The sequence below is a fragment of the Nocardia tenerifensis NBRC 101015 genome, from assembly GCF_000308715.1.
GTDB lineage: Bacteria > Actinomycetota > Actinomycetes > Mycobacteriales > Mycobacteriaceae > Nocardia > Nocardia tenerifensis.
Map to the genome: position 1 here is coordinate 1 of NZ_BAGH01000354.1, position 20,601 is coordinate 20,601.

21 protein-coding genes are annotated in these 20,601 nt (G+C 69.3%); 5 read left to right on the plus strand and 16 right to left on the minus strand.

The genetic code is table 11. From position 1 onward, the window contains the following. The 5 genes from ON39_RS28220 to ON39_RS28240 form a co-directional block, all read right to left on the minus strand. A partial coding sequence (locus ON39_RS28220; protein ID WP_040739001.1) for a glycosyltransferase occupies nucleotides 1–679 on the minus strand: 679 nt, incomplete at its 3' end. Between the two features lie 88 nt (nucleotides 680–767). After that, on the minus strand, nucleotides 768–1,721 hold the full coding sequence (locus tag ON39_RS28225; RefSeq protein WP_146251032.1) for a GAF domain-containing protein: 954 nt from the start codon (nucleotides 1,719–1,721) through the stop codon (nucleotides 768–770). A gap of 47 nt (nucleotides 1,722–1,768) precedes the next feature. Further along, on the minus strand, nucleotides 1,769–3,610 hold the full coding sequence (locus tag ON39_RS28230) for a putative bifunctional diguanylate cyclase/phosphodiesterase (RefSeq protein ID WP_281278347.1): 1,842 nt from the start codon (nucleotides 3,608–3,610) through the stop codon (nucleotides 1,769–1,771). A gap of 706 nt (nucleotides 3,611–4,316) precedes the next feature. After that, nucleotides 4,317–4,751: an effector binding domain-containing protein gene (locus ON39_RS28235; protein ID WP_040738954.1), complete on the minus strand. Its 435-nt coding sequence runs from the start codon at nucleotides 4,749–4,751 to the stop codon at nucleotides 4,317–4,319. Then, nucleotides 4,748–5,191: a GyrI-like domain-containing protein gene (locus tag ON39_RS28240; RefSeq protein ID WP_040738955.1), complete on the minus strand. Its 444-nt coding sequence runs from the start codon at nucleotides 5,189–5,191 to the stop codon at nucleotides 4,748–4,750. Before ON39_RS28240 ends, ON39_RS28235 begins: the two co-directional genes overlap by 4 nt. Before the next feature lie 270 nt (nucleotides 5,192–5,461). On the opposite strand from ON39_RS28240, the gene ON39_RS28245 reads away from it, so the two are divergent. The 3 genes from ON39_RS28245 to ON39_RS28255 all read left to right on the plus strand — a co-directional run bounded on the left by ON39_RS28245 (nucleotide 5,462) and on the right by ON39_RS28255 (nucleotide 8,863). Then, nucleotides 5,462–6,754: a M20 metallopeptidase family protein gene (locus ON39_RS28245; protein ID WP_040738956.1), complete on the plus strand. Its 1,293-nt coding sequence runs from the start codon at nucleotides 5,462–5,464 to the stop codon at nucleotides 6,752–6,754. Between the two features lie 5 nt (nucleotides 6,755–6,759). Continuing rightward, nucleotides 6,760–7,512 carry a uracil-DNA glycosylase gene (locus ON39_RS28250; RefSeq protein WP_051187277.1) on the plus strand — a complete coding sequence of 251 codons (753 nt, stop codon included), beginning with the start codon at nucleotides 6,760–6,762 and terminating at the stop codon, nucleotides 7,510–7,512. Nucleotides 7,513–7,642: 130 nt separating this feature from the next. Beyond that, complete coding sequence (locus tag ON39_RS28255; RefSeq protein WP_146251031.1) at nucleotides 7,643–8,863, plus strand: cation:proton antiporter; 1,221 nt, start codon at nucleotides 7,643–7,645, stop codon at nucleotides 8,861–8,863. A gap of 2 nt (nucleotides 8,864–8,865) precedes the next feature. On the opposite strand, the gene ON39_RS28260 is transcribed toward ON39_RS28255, so the two are convergent. Then, entirely contained in the window at nucleotides 8,866–10,092 is a 1,227-nt protein-coding gene (locus ON39_RS28260; protein WP_040738958.1) for an epoxide hydrolase family protein, read from the minus strand. Further along, nucleotides 10,089–10,562 carry a MarR family transcriptional regulator gene (locus ON39_RS28265; protein WP_051187247.1) on the minus strand — a complete coding sequence of 158 codons (474 nt, stop codon included), beginning with the start codon at nucleotides 10,560–10,562 and terminating at the stop codon, nucleotides 10,089–10,091. The genes ON39_RS28260 and ON39_RS28265 overlap by 4 nt, the downstream gene beginning before the upstream one ends. 124 nt (nucleotides 10,563–10,686) lie before the next feature. Here ON39_RS28265 and ON39_RS28270 point away from each other — a divergent pair, with 124 nt between their 5' ends. Next, entirely contained in the window at nucleotides 10,687–11,787 is a 1,101-nt protein-coding gene (locus tag ON39_RS28270; RefSeq protein ID WP_051187249.1) for a hypothetical protein, read from the plus strand. On the opposite strand, the gene ON39_RS28275 is transcribed toward ON39_RS28270, so the two are convergent. From ON39_RS28275 to ON39_RS28295, 5 genes are all read right to left on the minus strand, one after another. Further along, nucleotides 11,737–12,906 (minus strand): alpha/beta hydrolase, encoded by a 1,170-nt coding sequence (locus tag ON39_RS28275; protein ID WP_040738959.1) that lies wholly within the window; start codon nucleotides 12,904–12,906, stop codon nucleotides 11,737–11,739. The two genes, ON39_RS28270 and ON39_RS28275, sit on opposite strands and share 51 nt — an antisense overlap. A gap of 49 nt (nucleotides 12,907–12,955) precedes the next feature. Next, nucleotides 12,956–13,351 carry a hypothetical protein gene (locus tag ON39_RS28280; RefSeq protein WP_040738960.1) on the minus strand — a complete coding sequence of 132 codons (396 nt, stop codon included), beginning with the start codon at nucleotides 13,349–13,351 and terminating at the stop codon, nucleotides 12,956–12,958. A gap of 143 nt (nucleotides 13,352–13,494) precedes the next feature. Next, nucleotides 13,495–14,334, minus strand: a complete 840-nt coding sequence (locus tag ON39_RS28285) for a GNAT family N-acetyltransferase (protein ID WP_040738961.1) — start codon at nucleotides 14,332–14,334, stop codon at nucleotides 13,495–13,497. A 12-nt stretch (nucleotides 14,335–14,346) separates the two neighbouring features. Further along, nucleotides 14,347–14,970, minus strand: a complete 624-nt coding sequence (locus ON39_RS28290) for a hypothetical protein (RefSeq protein ID WP_146251030.1) — start codon at nucleotides 14,968–14,970, stop codon at nucleotides 14,347–14,349. 69 nt (nucleotides 14,971–15,039) lie between these two features. Next, nucleotides 15,040–16,287, minus strand: coding sequence for a cytochrome P450 family protein (locus tag ON39_RS28295; protein ID WP_040738963.1), 1,248 nt, complete (start codon nucleotides 16,285–16,287; stop codon nucleotides 15,040–15,042). Nucleotides 16,288–16,550: 263 nt separating this feature from the next. Between ON39_RS28295 and ON39_RS28300 the strand changes: the two genes are divergently transcribed. Further along, nucleotides 16,551–17,435 carry an esterase/lipase family protein gene (locus ON39_RS28300; RefSeq protein ID WP_040738964.1) on the plus strand — a complete coding sequence of 295 codons (885 nt, stop codon included), beginning with the start codon at nucleotides 16,551–16,553 and terminating at the stop codon, nucleotides 17,433–17,435. 4 nt (nucleotides 17,436–17,439) lie between these two features. Here ON39_RS28300 and ON39_RS28305 read toward each other — a convergent pair whose 3' ends face one another. From ON39_RS28305 to ON39_RS28320, 4 genes are read right to left on the minus strand one after another with little or no spacing between them, the layout of a single operon-like run. Then, a complete protein-coding gene (locus tag ON39_RS28305; RefSeq protein ID WP_246002766.1) occupies nucleotides 17,440–18,030 on the minus strand; it encodes a hypothetical protein in 591 nt (196 codons plus the stop codon). 33 nt (nucleotides 18,031–18,063) lie between these two features. Further along, nucleotides 18,064–18,420: a hypothetical protein gene (locus ON39_RS28310; protein ID WP_051187251.1), complete on the minus strand. Its 357-nt coding sequence runs from the start codon at nucleotides 18,418–18,420 to the stop codon at nucleotides 18,064–18,066. A 31-nt stretch (nucleotides 18,421–18,451) separates the two neighbouring features. Next, nucleotides 18,452–20,080, minus strand: a complete 1,629-nt coding sequence (locus ON39_RS28315; protein WP_040738965.1) for an alpha/beta hydrolase — start codon at nucleotides 20,078–20,080, stop codon at nucleotides 18,452–18,454. Next, entirely contained in the window at nucleotides 20,077–20,367 is a 291-nt protein-coding gene (locus tag ON39_RS28320) for a hypothetical protein (RefSeq protein WP_040738966.1), read from the minus strand. Before ON39_RS28320 ends, ON39_RS28315 begins: the two co-directional genes overlap by 4 nt. Nucleotides 20,368–20,601: the final 234 nt, after the last annotated feature.

Sequence of the window (20,601 nt, forward strand, 5' to 3'; positions counted from 1 at the left end):
CCGCGCGCAGCGCCGCCACCGCCTCGATGCTGCGCTCCACCCGCTTCTCCACCGAGAGCCTGCCGCAGTGCACGAGCAGCGGATGCCCCGGCACGCCCAGGTCCGCGCGCAGCCTGCCGTCGCGGCGGCGCGGGCTGAACAGATCGAGATCGACGCCGAGCGGCACCAGCTCGACGTTCGGCGCGCCGATCCGCAGGAACTCCTCGCGCGCGAATTCGGTGGTGCAGACGACGATGTCGTAGTCGGCGGCGGTGCGGCCGTTGGCCACGTCGGCGCAGCGCCTCGCCGCCCGGCGCGGCATGAACTGGCCGAGCAGCCGGTCGAGTCGCTCGTGGGAGATCATCACCCCCGCCACGTCGCGCCGCCGGGCCCAGCGGCCGAAGCCGCGCAGGGTCAGCCGGTCGGACACCTCGAGCACGTCGGGGCGCAGGCCGGTGAGCACGTCGGCCACGCGGCGCGGGTCGGCCGCGCGGTAGCCGCCGGTCCACGGAATGGCCAAGGCGGGCAGGGTTATTCGCACGACACCGGTCGGCAGGAGCTCCTCGCCGCGGCGCGGGCCCGGCACGATGAGCACCACCTCGTGACCCGCCGCCGCGTAGCCCTCACCCAGATGATGCAGCGCAGTGCGCAACCCGCCTGAGCGCGGGCCGTAGAAGTTCGCAAGCTGAACTATGCGCACCTCGCCGATGGTGCAGCCGGTCGGGTTACCGTCGGAACCGAGGCGCCCAACGCGGCGTGAACAGCCGTGAAAGACCCGGCGAACCGGCTCAGTCGGCCGGCCACACCCTGATCAGCCCGTGCCCGCTCGCGGCCTGCACCGGCGACAGCTCGGCGCGCACCGCGATCCAGTCGGTGCCCGCGAAGCGCACGCGCAGGCGCAACAGCCTGGCGTCCCCGGGTTTCTCGGCCAGCTCGGCGCAGGCGGTGCGGAAGCCGGCGAGGTCGTCGGGGTGCACGCTCGGGCGCTCGACGGCCCAGCGGTCCAGCGGCGGGGCCGGGGTCCTGGTCCACTCGTAGATGAGCGCGGAGGCGAGGCCGACGAAGCCGATGCCGTCGTCGGTCCGCCGGGAGACCGCGCGCAGCATGGCCATGTCGACATCGGGTTGGGCTGGCGCGTCGGCGCATTCGCGCATCACCGCCCTGATCCGGCGGGCGACCGGGTCGGCCGTGGTCACCATCTGGAAGCCGCGCACGATATCGTCGTCGCCGATCATGTCGACCGCGCTCTGGTGCCTGCCGTCGAGCGCGCCGGTCATCTCGAAGTACTCGACGCGCCCCTCGAAACGCACCATGCGCCCGAAGGCCTCCGGCGGCGTCCGGATCACCCGGACATCCTCGGGCGCCCGCGCGAACACCAGTTCCTCCAAACCCGGTCCATGGTGGGCCAATTCGGTGTCGGCCTGCCAATCCCAGGCGGCGACCCGAGGACGCTGCGGCGTTCGGGCGTCGGCAGGTCCCGCCCACACCTGCACACCGTGCACCTCGTCGAACGCGCACCGGACGGGCACGCCGACCACGACGAGCCCCTCCTCGTGATGGTCCACGGCCGCTCCGGTGTCGACGCAGCCCTGCACCACCTCGGCGATGCGCTGCGGCGCGGCGGGGTGCAGTTCGCGGCGGACCCGCAGCAGGCTGGCCCATTCCTTGACGGTGTCCCCGTCGGCCACCAGGGTCGGCACCGCGCACCGCCCGGCCGCGTCGCGGCCGAGTGTCTCGATCAACAACCAATCATAGTGGGGCAGAACAGGTTCCGGCCGATCGCCGTCGGTCATATCCCCGCGGTGCCTCGGCTCGCCCTCGGCAGATCGAGATCCAGCGGGATGCGGCCCGCCGCCAGGTGCGCCTCCACCTCGTCGGAGGGCATCGGCCGCGCGATCAAAAACCCCTGTGCCCGATAGCAACCCAGCCCCACCAGGGTGCGCGCCGCCACCGCGGTCTCCACGCCCTCGCCGACCACCCCGAGGCCGAACGAACCGGCAAGGCCGATAATGGATTTCACGATGGCGAGATCGTCGGTGCTCGCGCCGAGGCGCTGCACGAAGCCGCGATCGATCTTCACCGCGTCGACCGGCAGCGCCTTGAGATGCGACAGCGAGCTGTAGCCGGTGCCGAAGTCGTCGATCGCGATCTGCACGCCCATCCGCTTGAGCCCGCGCAGGGTGACCTGCGTGCGCGCCAGATCCTGCACGACGACGTGCTCGGTGATCTCCAGGCAGATCGAGCTGCCGTCGATGCCGAACAGCCGCAGGATGTCCTCGATCCGCTCCACGAAGTCCAGGCTGACCAGCTGCACCGGCGAAACATTGATCCGCATCACGACATTCGCGGCCAGCCCGCGCCTGCGCCACTCGGCGAACTGCGCGCACGCCGACCTGATCACCCAGCGTCCCAGCTCGCCCGCCAGGTTGGTCGCCTCCGCCACGGTGACGAACGCCGCGGGCGGCAGCAGGCCCCTGGTCGGGTGCAGCCAGCGGACCAGCGCCTCCAGCGCGACGATCCGGCCGGTCCGCAGGTCGACCTCGGGTTGGTAGTGCAGCAGCAGCGAGCCGTCGGACACCGCGCCGCGCAGGTTGAGCTCCACGTCGTCCTGCAGTTCGAACTGAGCCCGCATGGCGTCGGTGAACACGGCGACGCCGTTGCCGCCGCCCGACTTCGCCGACAGCAGCGCGTGATCGGCCCGGCGCAGCACGTCGGCGACGGTGGTCTCGCCGGGAATGCCCACGGCCACACCGATGCTGGCCGCGCGGCTCACCGACTCGCCGCCGACGGTGACCCGGCGGCCGATGAGCTGCTGAATGCGGGTGCCCTCCTCCTCGGCCGCGACCGCGTCCATCGGCTTGGCGGGCACGATGACGAACTCGTCGCCGCCGAGGCGCGCGATCATGTCGTCCGGATCGAGGTGCTCGCGCAGCCGCGAGGACAGCGTGCGGATGAAGTTGTCGCCCGCGGTGTGCCCGAGGAAGTCGTTGAGCGCCTTGAGCCGATCCAGGTCGAGGAAGAACGCCGCCACCGGCCCGGGGCTGCCCGGTTTCAACCGCTCGTCCATGTGCTCGAGCAGCGCGCGGCGGTTCGCGAGTCCGGTGAGATCGTCGTGCAGCGCGATGTAGCGCAGCCGCTCCTCGGCCACCACTCGCGCCTGCAACTGCGCGAACAGCGCGGCGATCGCCTTGAGCACGTTCAGCTCGCGGGTGCTCCACTCCCGGTCGCCGGTCTTGATGAAGCCGAGCACGCCGGTCGACTCGCCGCGCGAGAGCAGCGGCACCGCCGCCGTGGTGACGACGGGAAGGCCCGAGGCGCGGCGCATCGTCTCCTGATAGTCGGCGAACTCCGGCGTCGGGCGGGCGATCATCGGCTCGGTCGCGTGCTCGAAGGCGCGGAAGACCGGGTCGGCGCCCTCGAAGTAGACGACCTCGAGCGGGTCCGGATCCGGCACCTGCGGCCGGTGCGGCCACTCCGCGATCAGCACCGAGGCCCGGCGCTCGCGGTCGGTGTGGCGGACGTAGCTGAAGTCGACGTCGAAGTACTCGACCAGCTGGGCCAGCACCCGTTCGGTCGCCTCGGCCATGGTGGTGGCGTCGACGCCCATCAGCTCGGAGGCGACCTGAGTCACCAATGAGTCGAGCGTCCGCCGAGGCACCTTGTCTCCGATCACGCTATCCACGGGTGTCCACGCCAGGCGTCGGCCGCCGTCGGCTGCGGGGCCGCCGGCCGCGACTCCGGGTGGCGGCCGGATCGCTCAGGCAGGGCACCAACGCCATGGTCTCATGCTCAGGTACTGAGAGCAGGTCCGAGAAACGAAGCGACGCCAGTGTATCCACGAAATGCGGGAAAATCGTGGCCGGTGCGCTGGAGGGTCGCGCTTTTCGGCTGCTGTCATCACCCATTCCGTCACCCCACCGTCCCGGGGTCGGTGTCCGACGCTCGGCGTCCATGCCGTTCGACGCGTATCGGCGAGCCCTGCGATTCATCGGCGATTGCCCGACGAGGCCGATTATCCCACCGGAGCGGACCGGGCCGGTAGCGATCTTCCGAATCGGGTCCCGGCGGGAAATGTCGCGCAACCGTGCTCGCCTCGACAGCCATACTGTTCCTACTCCGTTGCTCCGCATCCTTCGCGGTCGTCGCACCGTGGCCGACGGCTCTGTTTGCCTAGGGCAGTATCCGTCATCGGGCAAGAATTGACCAGACGTCTGGTTAATCTTCCGAAAACTGGACGCGCTGTAGCTAATTACCCCTGGTCAAAGGTGATCTTTCCCCGGAACGAGATACCGGGGGGACCGGTCGGTTCTAGCGGAGCTAATCGATAGCATCCTGGTCTAGACCAGGATGGAGATGAACAGCTCGACCGAGTCCGGCCCCTGCCAGATCTCGATCTCCTCCCGGTAGGCCCGGGTGATCTCGGCCGAGGCCGTCGCGTCGTCGACCTGGGCCCACACGTCCTCCACCGGATCGTGGTAGTCCCCGTTCGGCGCGAAGCGGGCGTACACGCCCTTGGGCACGCGCACCAGGACGTCGCCGATCGGCACCGAATCCGGTTCGCGGTACTCGAAACAGACCACGGCGTTGTAGTTGCCCGCCGGGTCCGGCACGTAGACCGTGTACATCGGGCGCTCGGCGCCCTCGCGGTCGCGCAGCCGATCCTTGAGGAACTCGATCAGGTCGCTGTTGCTGACCTTGAAACTCGGGCGCACCCTCGGCACGACGAGACCGCCGTAAATCGCCTCACCCCGCACTGCGATCGCGTAGCTCATCGGGCGTCGACCGCCAGGTACAGCTCGATCTTGTACGCGTGTGGGTAACACTCGAAATCGCCGGTGTAGGTCCGCTTGATCTGGTTGTGCTCCTCGGCGTAGGCGATCTGGGTCCACAGGTCGGTCATCACCTGCGGGAAGTTACCGACCGAGGAGAACCGCGCATAGGTGCCGCGCGGCAGCCGGGCCACCAGATGCCCGCGCGTGACGTCGCCGAAGGACGCGCACTCGTAGCCGACGATCTGGGTGTTGTAGGTGCCGAGCTCGCCAGTGTAGTCGGTGTAGGCACTGGCCAGCGGGCCGCCGAGCTCCTGGTGCAGCACGGTCGCCCAGGCCGCCTCCAGGTCGTGATCACGCAGCTCACCGAGCGCACGTTTGGGGCTGCGCACCGGCAGCCCGGCAACCCACGTCTCGTCCCGCTCGACGATTTCAAACTGCATGGAAGGACTCTTTCGAGATGAATACGGGGGCGAAGTCGCCGTGGGATGCGGCGGCAACGCCCGGCGAGCGCAGCGAGCTTCGGGCGAAGCGCGCATCCGGTCGGTCGGAAAGGCCATGCTATCAACACAGACCGCGTGGTCACGATCACATGTCCGCGTCGAGTGCCCTTACCGGCGACCGTCCCGAACTGGACAAACGACCGGCGAGCGGGAAACGCGCGCGTGGGTATAGCCACTCCGACACGGCACGGCGACACCGAACGGAGCCCGATGACCGACAGCCCGATCCACGACGCGTTGGACAAGCTGGCCGCGGCGACGACCGAGCAGGTGATCGGCTGGCGCAGGCACCTGCACCGGCATCCCGAGCTGTCGAACCGGGAGGTGAACACCGCGGCCCTCATCGCCGAGCACCTGCGCTCCCTGAAGCTGGACGAGGTGCGCACCGGCATCGCGGGCCACGGCGTCGTCGGGGTGCTGCGCGGCGGGCAGCCCGGCGAGCGGGTGATCGCCCTGCGCGCCGATATCGACGCGCTGCCGGTGCCGGACGAGTGCGGCGTCGACTTCGCCTCGCACGTGGTCGACGCCGACTACCCCGGCGGCCCGTTTCCGGTGTCGCACGCCTGCGGCCACGACTGCCACACCGCGATGCTCATGGGCGCGGCGAGCGTGCTGGCCGGCGTGCGCGAGCGGCTGCCCGGCACCGTGCTCTTCGTCTTCCAGCCCGCCGAGGAAGGGCCGCCGGTGGACGAGCGGGGCGGGGCACGAGAGATGCTGGCGCAGGGCGTGTTCGCCGATCCGGCGCCGACCATGGCGTTCGGCTTCCACGTGACGCCGTTTCCCAAGGGTTACCTGGGCTATCGCGTCGGCAACCAGTTCGGCGCCTCCTGCCTGGTGCGCATCGTCGTCACCGGGCAGCAGGTGCACGGGTCGACGCCCTGGCTGGGCGTGGACCCGATGCCCGCGGTCGGCGCCGTGCTCACCGGCATCGGCCAGCTCTATCGGCAGGTGAGCGCGTTCGATCCGATCACCGTGTCGATCGGGCACGTCGAGGACGTCGGGCGGTTCAACATCATCGGCCGGACCGTCACGCTCTGGGGCACCATCCGCTGCGCGGTGGAGTCCGACATGGCCGAGGTGCGGCAGCGGCTCACGACGCTCGCCGAGCACACGGCCCAGGCCTACAACACCACCGCCACCGTCGACTATCTCCAAGACGTGCCCGCGGTGCACAACACCGAGGAGTGGATCGACGCCGCGCTGCCGACGATGCGCCGCGTCGCGGGCGCCGACCGGGTGGTGCAGACCCCGGCGACGCTCGGCTACGACGACGTCTCGGAGTTCGTCAACAACTACGGCGGCCTCTACGTGACGCTAGGCGTGCAGGACGCCGAACTCGGCGACAACGGGATGCCGGTCCCGGCCCCCGGCGGCCGCGGGCTGGCCATGAATCACAGCCCGCACTTCTACGCCGACGACGACACCCTCGGCCTCGGCGTGCGGCTGCACGCGCACGTGGCCCACGACCATCTCACCGGCGCCCTCGCGCCGCACCTACCGTGAAGCACATGTGTCACACCATCGCCGAGCTCGATGCCGCTGTCGCCGACTGCTTCGCCTGCCCGCGCCTCGTCGCGTGGCGCGAACACGTCGCCCGCGAGAAACGCGCCGCGTTCCGCGACGAAACCTATTGGGGCAGGCCCGTTCCCGGTTACGGACCGGACGACGCACGCTTATTCGTCGTCGGCCTCGCGCCGGCCGCGCACGGCGGCAACCGGACCGGGCGCATGTTCACCGGCGACCGCAGCGGTGACGTGCTCTACGCGGCCATGCACGCGGTCGGGCTGGCCAACCAGCCGACGGCGACGCACCGCGACGACGGCCTGCGCCTGCACGGCGTCCGCGTCACCTCGCCCGTGCACTGCGCGCCGCCGGACAACAAGCCGACCCCCGACGAGCGCGACCGCTGCCGGCACTGGCTCGCCACCGAGTTCGACCTGCTCGCACCGACCGTCCGCGCCGTCGTGGTGCTCGGCGGGTTCGGCTGGCAGGCGCTGCTGCCCGTCCTCGCGGACGCCGGCTGGATCATTCCGCGCCCGCGACCGAAGTTCGGCCACGGCGCGCACGTCCAGCTCGCCCCCGCCGACGCCGACCGCGCGCCGCTGCACCTGTTCGGCTGCTACCACGTCAGCCAGCAGAACACCTTCACCGGCCGGCTCACGCCCGCGATGGTCGAGCAGGTGCTGAGCACGGCCGCGCGGGCGGCCGGCCTGGACGTCGCCCCGCCGCCGTTCGACGCGCCTGCTCCGCCGTTCAACTGAGCACCGCGGGCTCGGCGGCGCACGCTATCGTTGTCGCGGGGAGTCGAAGCCCGGCCTCGAGTTTCGCGCCGCGGCGGAGACGGAGGAGCAGGGCGGGCCGCGGCACGTCCATGTCGAACGGAGCGGGCCGGTGCCCAGTAACCAGATGGTCTTCCTGCTGGTCGATCTCGTGCTCATCGCGGTGGCCGCGCGCGTGCTCGGCAGGCTGGCGGAGCGGATCGGCCAGCCCGCGGTGATCGGCGAGATCGCGGCCGGAATCATCGCGGGGCCAACGATTCTGGGCGCGCAGCTGTCCGGCGTCGTCTTTCCCCACGACGTGCGTTCGTATTTGAGCGCGTTCGCGAATGTCGGCGTGATGATCTTCATGTTCCTGGCCGGGCTGGAGATCGATCGCGGCTCGTTCAACGGCAATCGCCGTGCGGTGGCGGGCATCTCGCTGTCCGCCTACTTCGTGCCCTTCGTGCTCGGCTGCGGGGTGGCGCTCGCGGTGCTTTCGCGATACCACCACGGGAATCGGTTCACCTTCGCCCTGTTCATCGGCTGCGCGCTCGCCGTCACCGCGTTCCCGGTGCTGGCGCGGATCCTGATCGAGCGCGACCTGATGGGCACCAGAATCGGGCAGCTCAGCATGGCCAGCGCGGCCATCGACGACGTCCTGGCGTGGATCGTGCTCGCCTTCGTCATCGGCCTCGCCCGGCCGGACGCCGGAACCCAGTGGCGCCTGGTGCTTTTCCTGCCGCTGGTGCTGGCCATGTGGTGGCTCATGCGCCCCCTGCTCACCCGCGTCTCCCGCTCCACCGCGTCGACCAGCGACAATACGATGATCTTCCTCGCCGTCTGCGGCGCGCTGATCTGCGGCGCGGCCACCGAGTGGATCGGCCTGCACCTGATCTTCGGCGCCTTCCTGTTCGGCGTGATCTTCCCCCGCACCCACCGGCCGGTGGTGGAAACCGGTGCGCGACTGCTGAGTTCGGTCTTCCTGCCCGCCTTCTTCGTCATCGCGGGGCTCCAGGTGGACCTCGGCTCACTGGACCGCGCGGGCGTCCTCGAGATGCTGGCGATCCTGTCGACCGCCCTGATCGGCAAGCTCGGCGGCACCTATCTCGCCGCGCGCGCCACCGGCATCGAGCGGCGCGAGGCGGGCGCGCTGGCGAGCCTCATGAACACCAGGGGACTCACCGAGCTGATCATCCTGAACATCGGCCTGACCACGGGACTCATCGGCGTGCAGCTGTACTCGATCCTGGTCGTGATGGCGCTGGTGACCACGGCCATGACCGCGCCGCTGCTCCGGCTGCTCGAGGTGACGCCGGAGCTCGGACGGCTACCGAATCCGGCTGTCCCCCACTGAGTTCAGCGCCTCGTGCGGAAGGTGCGGCGCAGGTCGTCGACCCACGCGTCGGGAATCTCCCAGGGGATGAAGTGGCCGCCCGCCTCGTGCGCGGTGAGATTGACGTGGTTGTACCACTCGGCGCGGTCGCTGGCCAGCCAGCTCGCGACGCGTTGCTCGGCCGTGGTGACGCCAGGCGGGTTCTCGTGGCCGACGAAGGTGATGCCGGTGGGCGCCTCGATCACCGGGACGCGGTCGTGCGACGGGGTCCACGGGTAGCGATTCGCGTTGGCGTAGTAGCGGATCGAGGTGCCGATGGCGTTGTTCACCCAGAAGATCATGGCGTGGGTGAGCAGGTCGTCCTTGCTGAAGACGGTCTCCACGTCGCCGTGGCTGTCGCTCCAGCTCGCCCAGCGCTGCAGGATCCAGGCGAGCAGGCCGGCGGGCGAGTCGGACAGGCCGAAGGCCAGCGTGCTCGGCTGAAGCAGGTGGGCGGCGAGGTGGACGGCGAAGCGGCGCTCGAGGGAGAGCAGCTGCCGGTAGGCGGGCTCGGGCAGGCCCGGCGGAATTGGTTGCCCCCCACTGAGATCCCAGGCGCGGTCGCCGCTGAACAGGGTGAGCTTCTGGCCCGAGCCGATGTGGATGCCGTGCAGCTCGCCGGGGTACTTGTGGCCCAGCTGGCCGGTGACGAGCGCGCCGACATCGCAACCGGCCGCGGCGTACTTCGTGTGGCCGAGCGTGCCGGTCATCAGCGTGTGCCAGAGGTCGGCGACCTTCCAGAAGTTCATGTCGGGGTGCTTCGGCAGCGGCGTGGAGAAGCCGAAGCCGGGCAGCGACGGGACGATGACCTCGAACGCGTCGGCCGGGTCGCCGCCGAACGCCGCGGGGTCGGCGAGCGGGTCGATCACCTTGGCCCAGTGCCAGAACGTCCACGGCCAGCCGTGGGTGAGGATCAACGGGGTCGGGTTCGGGCCGACACCCGGCTTGCGCAGGAAGTGGATCGGCACGCCGTCGACGTCCACCCGGTAGTGCTCGTAGGCGTTGATCGCGGATTCCGCTTTGCGCCAGTCGTATTCGTCGATCCAGTAGTCGACCAGCTCCTGTAGGTAGCGCCGGCTGACGCCGTAGCTCCAGTCGTCGTTGGCCACGTCGTCGGGCCATCTGGTGAGCCGCAGCCGCGTCGCGAGATCGTCGAGGACCTCGTCGGCGACGTGGATGGGCGACGGGGTCAACGGAAACGTCGATGTCATGAATGTCCTTCCGAGACAGGTGAATCGGCGGCGTCGGGGTCCATCAACGCGGCCATGCGCCGCAACGCGGGCAGCGCCGCGCTGATCGCCTGCCGCTGTGCGGGCGTCAACGCCTCGGCCAGTTCGGTGAGGCGACGGACGCGCTCGCGATGCCGCGACCACACGACCTCCGCGCCCGCGTCGGTGATGTGCACGAGCACCGCCCGGCCGTCCGCCGGGTCCGGCCTGCGCTCGACGAGCCCGTCGCGTTCGAGCCGATCGACGAGCTGGGTGATAGCCGGCTGAGTGATCTGCTCAGTCACCTTCAGCGCGGTCACCCGCATCGGACCCCGGTTGGCCAGCGTGTGCAGCACCGACAGCGTGGTGAAGGTGTGCTTCTCGGCGTTCGGCAGGCGAATGGAGCCCCGCGTGAACTCGCCCATGACTCGGGCGAGTTCGTCGGCGTCGAGGCCGCGCCGCTGTGCTGACATGGTCGGCAATGTATCACTGATTTATTTAAGTCACTTATGTAATTTTGCGCGGACCGACGGCCGCACACGGCGACATGCCCCGCCGGTAGTGGGCATCCGCGCTGGTGAGACCTAGTGTGCGGGGATGGCTAACCGGAGTGGTCAGCACGGGCGGCGGCGGACGCGAGCCGAATGGTGGGCGATGGTGCGGGCGTCCCCGTACCTGCCCGCCATGGTGCTCGTGCTCCTGATAACCGCCGCGGCCGGATTGTTCGCCGGGTCGTACACCTACGCGCTGGCCAATCCGACGCCGCGACACATTCCCATCGCGGTGATCGGCGCGGAGCAGGCGCCCGAGGTTCGGCGGTTCCTCGCCGAGTCGCAACGCTCCCTGGACGATTCGCTGGTGGTGCGCCACTACGACACCGCGGCGGCGGCCAAGGAGGCCATCGAGGACCAGCGCGTCTTCGCCGTGGTCACGGCGCAGCCGCCCGGCGTGCGCCTCGACCTCTCCAGCGCGTCCGGTCAATCCGTCGCACAGGTGCTCGGCCAGGTCGCCACGGCCGCCGGTCCGGCCCTGCGGATGCCGGTCGACGTCGTCGATGTCGTGCCACTCCAGCACGGCGATCCGCGCGGGCTCGCGATCTTCTACATCTCGCTGGCCGCGGTGATCATCGGCTTCGTCGGCGCCACGCAGTTCAGCGTGCACGCCGCCGCGCTGAACCCCGTGGAGCGGATCGGCTTCACCGCGCTGTACGCGGTGTGCGGCGGCTTCGCCATCGCGGCGATGGCGGACTGGGTGCTCGGCGCGCTGCGGCTGCCGTACCTGGAATCGTGGGCGATCCTGTCGCTGACCATGTTCACCTCCGGCATGGTGTTCACCATGTTCAACACGCTGGTCGGGCGGTGGGCGATCCTGCCGACCTGGGGTCTGATGGTGCTGCTGGGCAATCCGTCCTCCGGCGGAGCGGTGTCCTGGCCGCTGCTGCCGTCCCTGCTCGGCCACATCGGGCGCTGGCTGCCGCCGGGCGCGTCGGTCAACGCGCAGCACACCGCCGTGTATTTCGGTGCACACCAACACGTTCTGCCGTTTCTGGTGCTCGGCGGGTGGGCGCTGGTCGCGTGCGCGGTGTTCTGGATCTGGCGCAACCGGCACCCAGGCGGACGCGAGTCCGCCAACGCGCACGCCCCTCGATCAGGGAGCTGGAAAGTGGTCGGCGAGAAACCTGTCGAAGACCTGTCGTGAGATCTGGGTGCCCCAGCCCGTCCAGGTGAAGTCGTAGATGTGCTCACCGTAAGGCACTGTGAGCAAACGGTTTTCGACGCCGACCCGGCGCAGTCGCTCGGCGAGCTCGGCCGAGCCGCGGTACGGCGCGACGTGGTCGCGGTCGCCGTGCATGAGCAGCGTCGGCGGCAGGTTCGGACGGACGTAGGTGGCCGGCGAGGCCGCCCGGTAACGGTCGGGCACCTGGTCGGGGGTTCCGCCGGTGTAGTCCGCGAGGAAGGTGCGCATCCGCTCCGGCAGGCCGGTGTCGCGCCACGCCTCCGCCAGGTCGGGCACCGGATAGAACGCCGCGACTGCATTGACCGAGGTGTCGGCGACCGCGCAGCTCGGCGGCACCCGGTCGTCGGCGTAGGCCCCCATCAGCGCGAGGTTGCCGCCCGCCGAGCCGCCGGCCAGCAGCACACGATCCGGGTCGACGCCGTACGTGGCCGCCTGCTGCTTGACCCAGCCGACGGCGCATTTCACGTCCGCGGGCGACTGCCGCCAGCGGGCGGGCGGAACCATCCGATAGTCGATGGCGAAGACGGCATATCCCTTGTCGATCAACCACTTGTGCCACTGCGGCGCTTCGCCGCGATCGCCGTTGCGCCACCCGCCGCCGTGCACCCACACCACCGCCGGCCGCGGCCGGACCGGTGCGCCCTCGGGCAGTTTCACGTCGAGCTTCAGGTCTTGGCCATCGACGGTGTTGTACACGGTGCCCGGCGACTCGACCGGTGCGGCGGTGTTCGTGTCCCCCGACAGGTATTCGCCCAGCGACAGGCTCGCCTCCTGCCGCACGGCCGTCCCCCACGCCGCGGCCAGCGGGAAACCCGCCGCGACCACGCCGAGCAGGCACACCAGCCCGCTCGCCGACGCCACCCAGCGCACGCCGGGCCGCCCCTTCCTGCCGAAAGCGATCAGCGACAACGCGAATCCGACGAGACCGAGCGGAATCAGGTACAGCCCATAGTCGCTCACCACATGCGTCAGCAGCACGAAGGGCGCGGGGACGCGCACCGCGACGATCACATAGGCGAACAGCACCATCAGCACGGCGACCACGGCCGCCGACGCCGCGACCAGCCAGCGAAGGACCATTGGCCCATTAAACCCACGGTCGGGGAGTCGGGCCCGGATGGCACGCCGACTACGACTCCTGCCACGCGGCGATCGCGGCCTGCCATCGACGATTGCTGGTGAACTCGGCGATCTCGCGTCGATTGATCAGGAGGTAGATCTCGCCCTCGGTGGTCGTCCGCAGAATCAGCGGCTTGCCCGCGTTGAGCAGGCCGCCCATGAATCTGCCGTAGAGCGAGGTGAATTCGCGGCGCAGCGAGACGATCGCCTGGCGCGACAGGGTCAGATCGCCGGAGTCGCCCCAGTCCGAGAGCACGAGGCCCCGCTCGCTCAGCTCGATGCGGCCGCGGCGCGGGAAGAGCGCGCGCTGGCTGACCACGCCGGCCGCCCGGTCCGCGGCGGAGTGCCTGCGCAGCTCCGCCGCGGTGGCGGCGATGTAGTTCGCGCTCAGCACGACGTCCGGCATCACGAACCTCCCTCTCGAACGGCTACCGGAATTGTCTGGCCGGGCGGCGCGTCGCACATCGCCCGGCCGGACCGCATCGGACTCGTTCTGAGGGACTACCCCCGGCCTCGCCGCTCCTCCGCGAGGAGGACACGCCGCGTCGGTCAGACCTGACGGACGAGAATGGCTCGGGCGTAAAGGAGTTGGAACCCGAGCCGCTGCACGTTCTGCTGCGACTTCGAGCCGGGCAGCGTGGTGACCACGGCGAGGTCGCACCCCGCCGACGCGGCGGCCGCCAGGCGGGCCGAGAGCAGCGAGGCCTGAACGCCGCGGCGGCGGAACGCCGGAAGCGTTGCCGCCCCGCAGAGTTGAGCGATACCGTCGGCCAGGCGCAGGCTCGCGCCGCCCGCCGGGACGCCGTCGACGCGGGCGAGCGAGCGGGTGAAACCGGTGGCCGCGGCGATATCGCGGATCGAGTCGGCGAGGGCCTCGCGCGGGAACTCCTCGTGGGACGCGACGCCCTGGGTGTCCGGGGTCGCGAAGCCATCGATGACGATGTCCAGCCAGGCGTCGAGCTCGTCGGGCTCGACCGGCGAAACCTCCACTCGGACAGCAGTATTCGCCTTCCTGTCCGGCTCGAGCCGCAAGCCCAGCACGTTCTCGAAGCCGATCAGCGCGTAGCCGCGGCGGGTGAGGCGCTCGGCCACGCCCGGATCGGCGAGGGTCGACACCTCGAACTGGATCGGCGCCGCGCGTTCGGCGAACGCCTCCTCCACGGCCGCCAGCGCGGCGTCGTCGAACTCCTCGCCCATCCCGACGCCGACGACCTTGTCCAGAGGCGAGTTCGCGCCCGCCCACACGGCCGCGCCGCTGCCGAGGGGCCGCACGAACACCCGCGGCTCCCGCTCGGCGGCGGCGCGGGCGCCCTGCTCCATCAGCGATCGTTCGACCCGTTCGATACGGGCCGCGAGTTCCGTCCCCGCGAACAGGGTGAGTTCTGGCATAGGTGCATTACATCAGGGCACACGATGCGGCGGAGACTCCTTTTCCGTGGCGTGTCCGGCGCTCGGGGTCGGTTCGAACCCGTCGGGGGCGTCCCGCAGCGCGCGGAACGACGCGAGGATGCCCAGGCCTGCGAGCGGAATCAGGTCGAGCGTCACCATCGGAAGCACGGTGCTGATGGTCAACACCACCGGACTCCAGCGCGGCAGCCGGCCGGCCCGGACCAGCAGGACGGTCAATACGATCAGGCCGAGGAAGAACAGCGGCGGGCCGACGGTGTAGAACGCCGGGCGGACGCCGGGGATGGCCGAGAAGTCGCGGCTCAGCCTGGACATCTCCGTCTTGTCCTCGGCCAGCGCGGCGAAGGTGATGTCCGCGCCGAACTGCACGATGGTCGCGGCCAGCCCGGCCAGCGCGACGAAGGTCGCACCCGTCCGCCAATTCCCTTGGGGCAGCCTACGTTCCAGGCCGATCACCGCCGGGACGAACAGCAGCATGCCGAGCAGGCCGACGAGGTGCGCCGCTTGCCAATCCAGGCCGGGGCCGTAGCGCCCGTCCGCCCGGCCGAACAACCGGATCACCCCGTAGACGGCGAAGCACAGCGGTGCGGAGAAGAGAAGCACCTTAGGGGATTTCACGATTCTCAGCCTGACAGGGCACGGGGTTTCCGGCCTCCGGGAAAACCCTGGGTTCCGCCCGGAGAAGGCTCAAGGCTGCAGCAGCGGCGGGGATTTCGGGAACGTGATCGGCAGGGCGGCCAGCGCCCGGTGGAAAGGGCCTGGGCGCCAGGTGAGTTCGCCGGGCGGGACCGCGAGGCGGATCTCGGGCAGCGCGTCGAGCAGCTGGTCGATGGCGTCCTGGGCGATCAGGTAGGCCAGCGAGCTGGCGGGGCAGACGTGCGGTCCGGTACCCCAAGCCAGGTGGGATCGATTGCCCGCGTACTGGTTTCCGCTGATCTCCGGATCGGTATTGCAGGCGGCCATGCTGATGACGACCGGCTGATGCGCGGGCAGCCAGACGTCGTCGATGAGGATCGGCTGTTTCGGGAAGGTGATGCAGAAGTTCGCCATCGGCGGGTCGTTGAACAGCACCTCGTCCAGCGCGTCCCGGGTGGACAGGCTGCCGCCGAGCACGCTGCCGCCGAAGCGCTCGTCGGTGAGGATCAGCAGCAGCGTGTTGACGATCAGGTTCTGCTGCGGCTCGATGCCCGCGCCGTACAGGGTCGCCAGCTGGTGCACCATCTCCGTGTCGGTCAGCTCGGCGGGATGCTCGAGCATGCGCGTGGTGACGTCGTCGCCCGGTTCGGCCCGCTTGAGCTCGGTCAACTTCGTCAGCGCGCCGATGAGCATCTTGTTGCCCCGCTCCGCGTCGACGCCCTCGAAGATCGCCGCGAACCCGGTCGCGGCCTGCTGCGCGAGCTCGGCCGGGCAGCCGAGCATGGCGTTCAGCACGGCGAAGGCGAGCGGAAAGGCGTACTGGCGCACCAGATCCGCCGAGCCGTCCGCGCAGAACGCGTTGATCAGCGGTATCGCCACCTCCGCCACGGTGTCGTGCAGGCTGTACTGGTCGACCTTGTCCAAGCCAGCGGTATTGGTCTGCCGATAGCGGGCGTGCTCGGCGCCGGCGCTGCGGAGGGCGTTCGGGCGCCACTGCATCATCGGCAGGACCGGGCAGTCGCTGGGGACGCTGCGCTGCCAGGTGCGCGGATCGGCCGGGAAATGATCGGGATCATTGAAGATCCGCACTGCGGTGTAATACCCGATGACCAGGGTGGCCGGCACGCCCGCAGCCAACTCGACCGGCACCAGCGACCCGTGCTTCGCGCGCATCGCCCGATACGCGCCGTGCGGGTCCGCCGCGAACTCCGGTGTATACAGCGCCACCCGTGGGCCGTCGGTGTCGAGGGGCGAACCGGGTGCGACTCGGCGGTGCGCGGTGGGCGGGGGCGTCGTCATCGTTGAGAACTCCAGGGGTCGAGCAGCAAACCTCGTGAGCCTATGCAGCATGCGCAACGCGCGGAGGGAAATCCACAGCGCCGGACATGAATCTGTCCGCGCCACTCCGCCCAGATGTTTGCCACGTATTCGCCATAGTGGTTGCATGAGGTAACGACACCTGGTGAACAACCGCGCTTTCGATGTGCCGAACCGAGCTGTTTGGTGGCGAAAGGGGCCGGGTCACGATGTGTGCGGGCTATTCACTTCGATACCGCTGGGGAATGGGTTTCACCGCGGCGCTCGCGGTCACCGGAATGGTCGCCGCCGTGCCCGCTGTCGCGGGAGTCGTCGAGGACGGCAGCGTCGCACCCGCCGGAGCGAACGACTGGACCTGCGTCCCGAATGCGAATCGGCCGGAGCCGGTGGTGCTCGTGCACGGCACGTGGGGGAATCAGAATTCGTGGGATACCCTGGCACCCCAGTTGAAATCCCTTGGCGTGTGCGTATTCTCGCTCAATTACGGGCATGCGCCGTTCAGCGTTCGCGGCTCGGCGCCCGGCGTTTTCGGCACCGCGGATATTCGCGCGTCGGCCAAGGAACTCGCGGCGTTCATCGATCGGGTGCGCGGCGTCACCGGCGCGGCCAAGGTCGATATCGTCGCGCATTCGCAGGGCGGCCCGTTGACGCGGCAGTATCTTCGGTTCGAGGGCGGCGCGGATCGCGGCGACCCGGGCCGGAACAAGGTCGACCACCTCGTCGGCATCGCCGCGACCAACCACGGCACCACCGCGGACGGGCTCGGCTACTTTCTCCCCTCCGGGAGTGCGTCGATGGTTTCCGACGGCGTGATCGCCAGGGTGCTCGGCACCGCGGCGGCGCAGCAGTTGAGCGGCAGCGAATTCATCCGCACGCTCAACGCCGGCGGCGACACCGAACCCGGCGTGCGTTATACCGCCATCGCCACCCGCGTCGACCACGTCGTCACCCCACCCGAGGCGACGTTCTTACGCGCGGGGCGCGGGGCCACCGTCGAGAATCTGTGGGTGCAGGATGTGTGCCCGACCGACACTTTTCACCACGGCATCCTCCCCGAATCCCCCGCCGTGGCTTTTCTCGTGCACCGGGCGCTGGGTCTGCCGTTCACCGGCGATCCGTGCCCGAATTAGTCTTCTACACGCAGTATTCACAAGTCCCATTGGCGGGCAGCTGGATGAAGCACTGCGCGCACACCGCCGGTCGGGACGGCTGCGGCTTGATCTCGACCTGCTGGGCGGTGCTCGACGCCCGGCGCCCCGCCACCTTCGGCGTCAGCGGCGGGACCGCCATGTCGGCCGGCATCGGCGCGCCGTAGTGCGCGTAGCACTGCCAGCGCGCGTAGGCCGCGTGCAGCTCGAGGTCGTCCGGGATCGGCAGGCCGGCCAGCTCGAGCACGTACTTGTAGGCGTCGCCCACCGTGTGGCTCTGTCGCACACAGAGCGCGGTCAGCGGCGGCTCCCCCGCGCCGTGACAGCGTCGCGCGATCTTACGCAGAATGGCGTCCATCCAGGTGCGCGTCGGCGCTCCCGTACGCACTCCCGACACCTCCTGCACCCGCTCGGCCAACTCGCTGACGGTGATGAAATGCCCGTACCCCGTTGCGATCTCGGCCAACTCCGCGTGCGCGGCCAATGCCCACGCCACCGTCGCCTCCCGCAACGTCACCGCGGTGCCGTCATCCGCCCGCCATGCTCCCGCCGTCGTGGATACCGAGTTCTTGATCACCCGATCAAGTTATCGCGAGAGGCCGGAAATCACCTACTCGAACACCGACCACGACTGCCGCGTGTCATACAACTCACCCGGTTCGGCGCGCAGGCGCCGCTCCGCCTCCAGCCGCGCCGAATTCGCCTCGGTGAACGTCCGCACCGAGCGCAAGCGCGCGTCCGCGTTCAGTTCTCGCATGGCCGCCGCCGCCTTCGGTTCCTTGTCCCGCAGCGCGGCCTGATAGGCCTCGATAATGGCCGTGGCGTTCGGCACATCGATCGACAGCAGCCGGTTCTCCGCGTCGACGATTACGCTCACGCCGCGCACCACGCCGATGCCGCGCACCTGCGCCATGGCGTATTGCGCGCGCTGGACTTTGCGACCGAGTTCTTCGAAATCACCGTGCATTGTCGTCACCGCTTGTCTCGGAGAGTGATTGTCAACTGATCGGCCCGCTGTCGGTGACGATCTTTCCGACATTGTCCATCGCCCGGTTGTCCGGATCCCAGTAGTGGTTGTGCGCGTCGGTGTCGTAGCCGAGGAAGCCCTCGCTGGGGCCGTCGGAGGAGAATTGATGCGCGAAACGCTCCGACTCCGTCGACGTTCCGTGTGCCTCCGACGCCGCGGCCAGCCGAATCGGATCGCTGGGGGCGGTCGTCGCGTACAGATGGTCGTGCACGTCGTCCGGGTCGACACCGACCAGGCTGAGCTCCGACGCGCGTTCGACGTCGACGCCCGGACTGGCGATGAAGACGACCTTGTCCGCGTCGAGCGTGTGCCCGCCGCTCGCCGCGTTCCCGATCGCCGTCGTGCCGTAGCTGTGCCCGACGACGACGTCCGTCGCGCGCGGGCCCTCGTGGGTCACCCGCAGGCCTGCCTGGAACGAGTCCAGCGGCGCCGCAGCGGCTTTCGCCATATGGCTGCCCGCGGCGTCGGACAGGGTCTTCGGGGTTTCGTAGCCGTACCAGGCGATGGCCGCGGTCTGCTTCGACGGGTCGGCGAGCTGGGCGGCCTTGCGCATGGCGTCCGCGCTGTTGACGCCCGCGTCTATGCCGCTCAGTTTGGAATTCATGCCAGGGACGAACGTGACGACATTGCCCGCGGTGTCCGGGTTGTGCAGCGCGATCGCCGCGTGGCCCTGGTCGTCGATCAGGGACAGGAAGCGCGGCACGCCGTCCTTCATCCTGATCTCGGTCCTGACCTTGTCGTAGCCGGCGAGCTGCTCCTGTAAGGCGTCCACCTGCGTCTGCCACCTGGCCGCTTCCTCGGTGCCGCCCGGTGGCGGGAAACTGAGGAGCGCGTCGAGCTTGTGCTGCGCGTCCGCTCGTAGGTAATTGAGATTTTGGCGGTTGTAGTAGTCGCGATCGACCTGGGGAATTCCGTCGCGGTTTCCGATGAAATGGTCGTGCTGAAACAGCGCGTCCTTCTCGGCAGGGGTCAGTCTCGCCCAGAAATCGTGCAGTTGTTTCGGGTCCGTGGGGAGCTGCGCCCGATTGGCGATGATGTCCAGCACCGCGGGGCTGAGCGGCGCGCCGTCCGGCGCCCTCCGGTATCCGGCGAGCTGCTCGAGATCAGCCGCGATAGCCTGCGCGGCTTTGGTTTCCGCGTCGCCGAACTCGACCAGATGCGCCTTGATGCGGGATTGGAACGACGCGGCCTGATCGTTCAGCAGTTGCTGGATGAAGTGGGACTCGAACGACGTGCCCGGCATGGTCGGCGCGGTGACATTGCCTTGGTCGTCGACCGTCATTCCGGCCGCGGGCACCTCCGTCTCCGCGACGGTCAACAGCGACTTCCGGATCGCCGCCAGCTGCGCGCCGAAAGTGTTGTAGCGCTCGCCAATCGTCACGACGGCGCTGCCGATATGACTGCCCGCCAGCTTGTGCGACAGGGCGCGCGCCGCGGCCGCCGCGGCACCCGCTCCCTGCCAGTTCAGCGTCGCGATGTCGACGTCACGGTTCATCTGCGCGAGGCGCTCGGTGAACACCGTATTCCGTTCGGCGAGGTGCTCACCGAACGCCAGCATCGTGTCGGGCTGGCACGCCCGCACATGACTGATCGTCGTCATCGGCCGTCGACGTACCGGCGGAACTGATCCACCAGCAGATGTTCCATGTCCTCATAGGTCTTCACGCCGTTCTTCGCCGCATCGGCCATCTGCCGAATCTCGTCACCCATAAAGCCGTACGTCGACCGAACCGTTTCCCTGGTTTGCTCGAACGCCTTTTGCATCGGCCCATCGGACATCCACACGGTGACGGTGTGTTCGATAGCCGAAATGTCGTCGGCCCGCTTGGCGAGTTCGCCGCCGAGCCCGTGCAGTTTATCCAGGTCCACCTGAACCAGGTCCGTCACCGATCCTCCAGTTGCACGAAACGATCCGCCGGATGTTTCTCCGCGCGGTCGATCCACCCAGCCCCTCGACGCCAGCGAAGTAGGAGATCGGTTCGACAGTACCTCGAGGAAAGAGTCGGGTAGGCCCATAGTTCGAGGGGCACTCGAGCGCTGTGGTGAACGAAAACCGCTGTTACCGTGAACAATTCGGCAACAGTTCATGACTGCGCGGAGGTCGGGCCGAGCGGATGACAC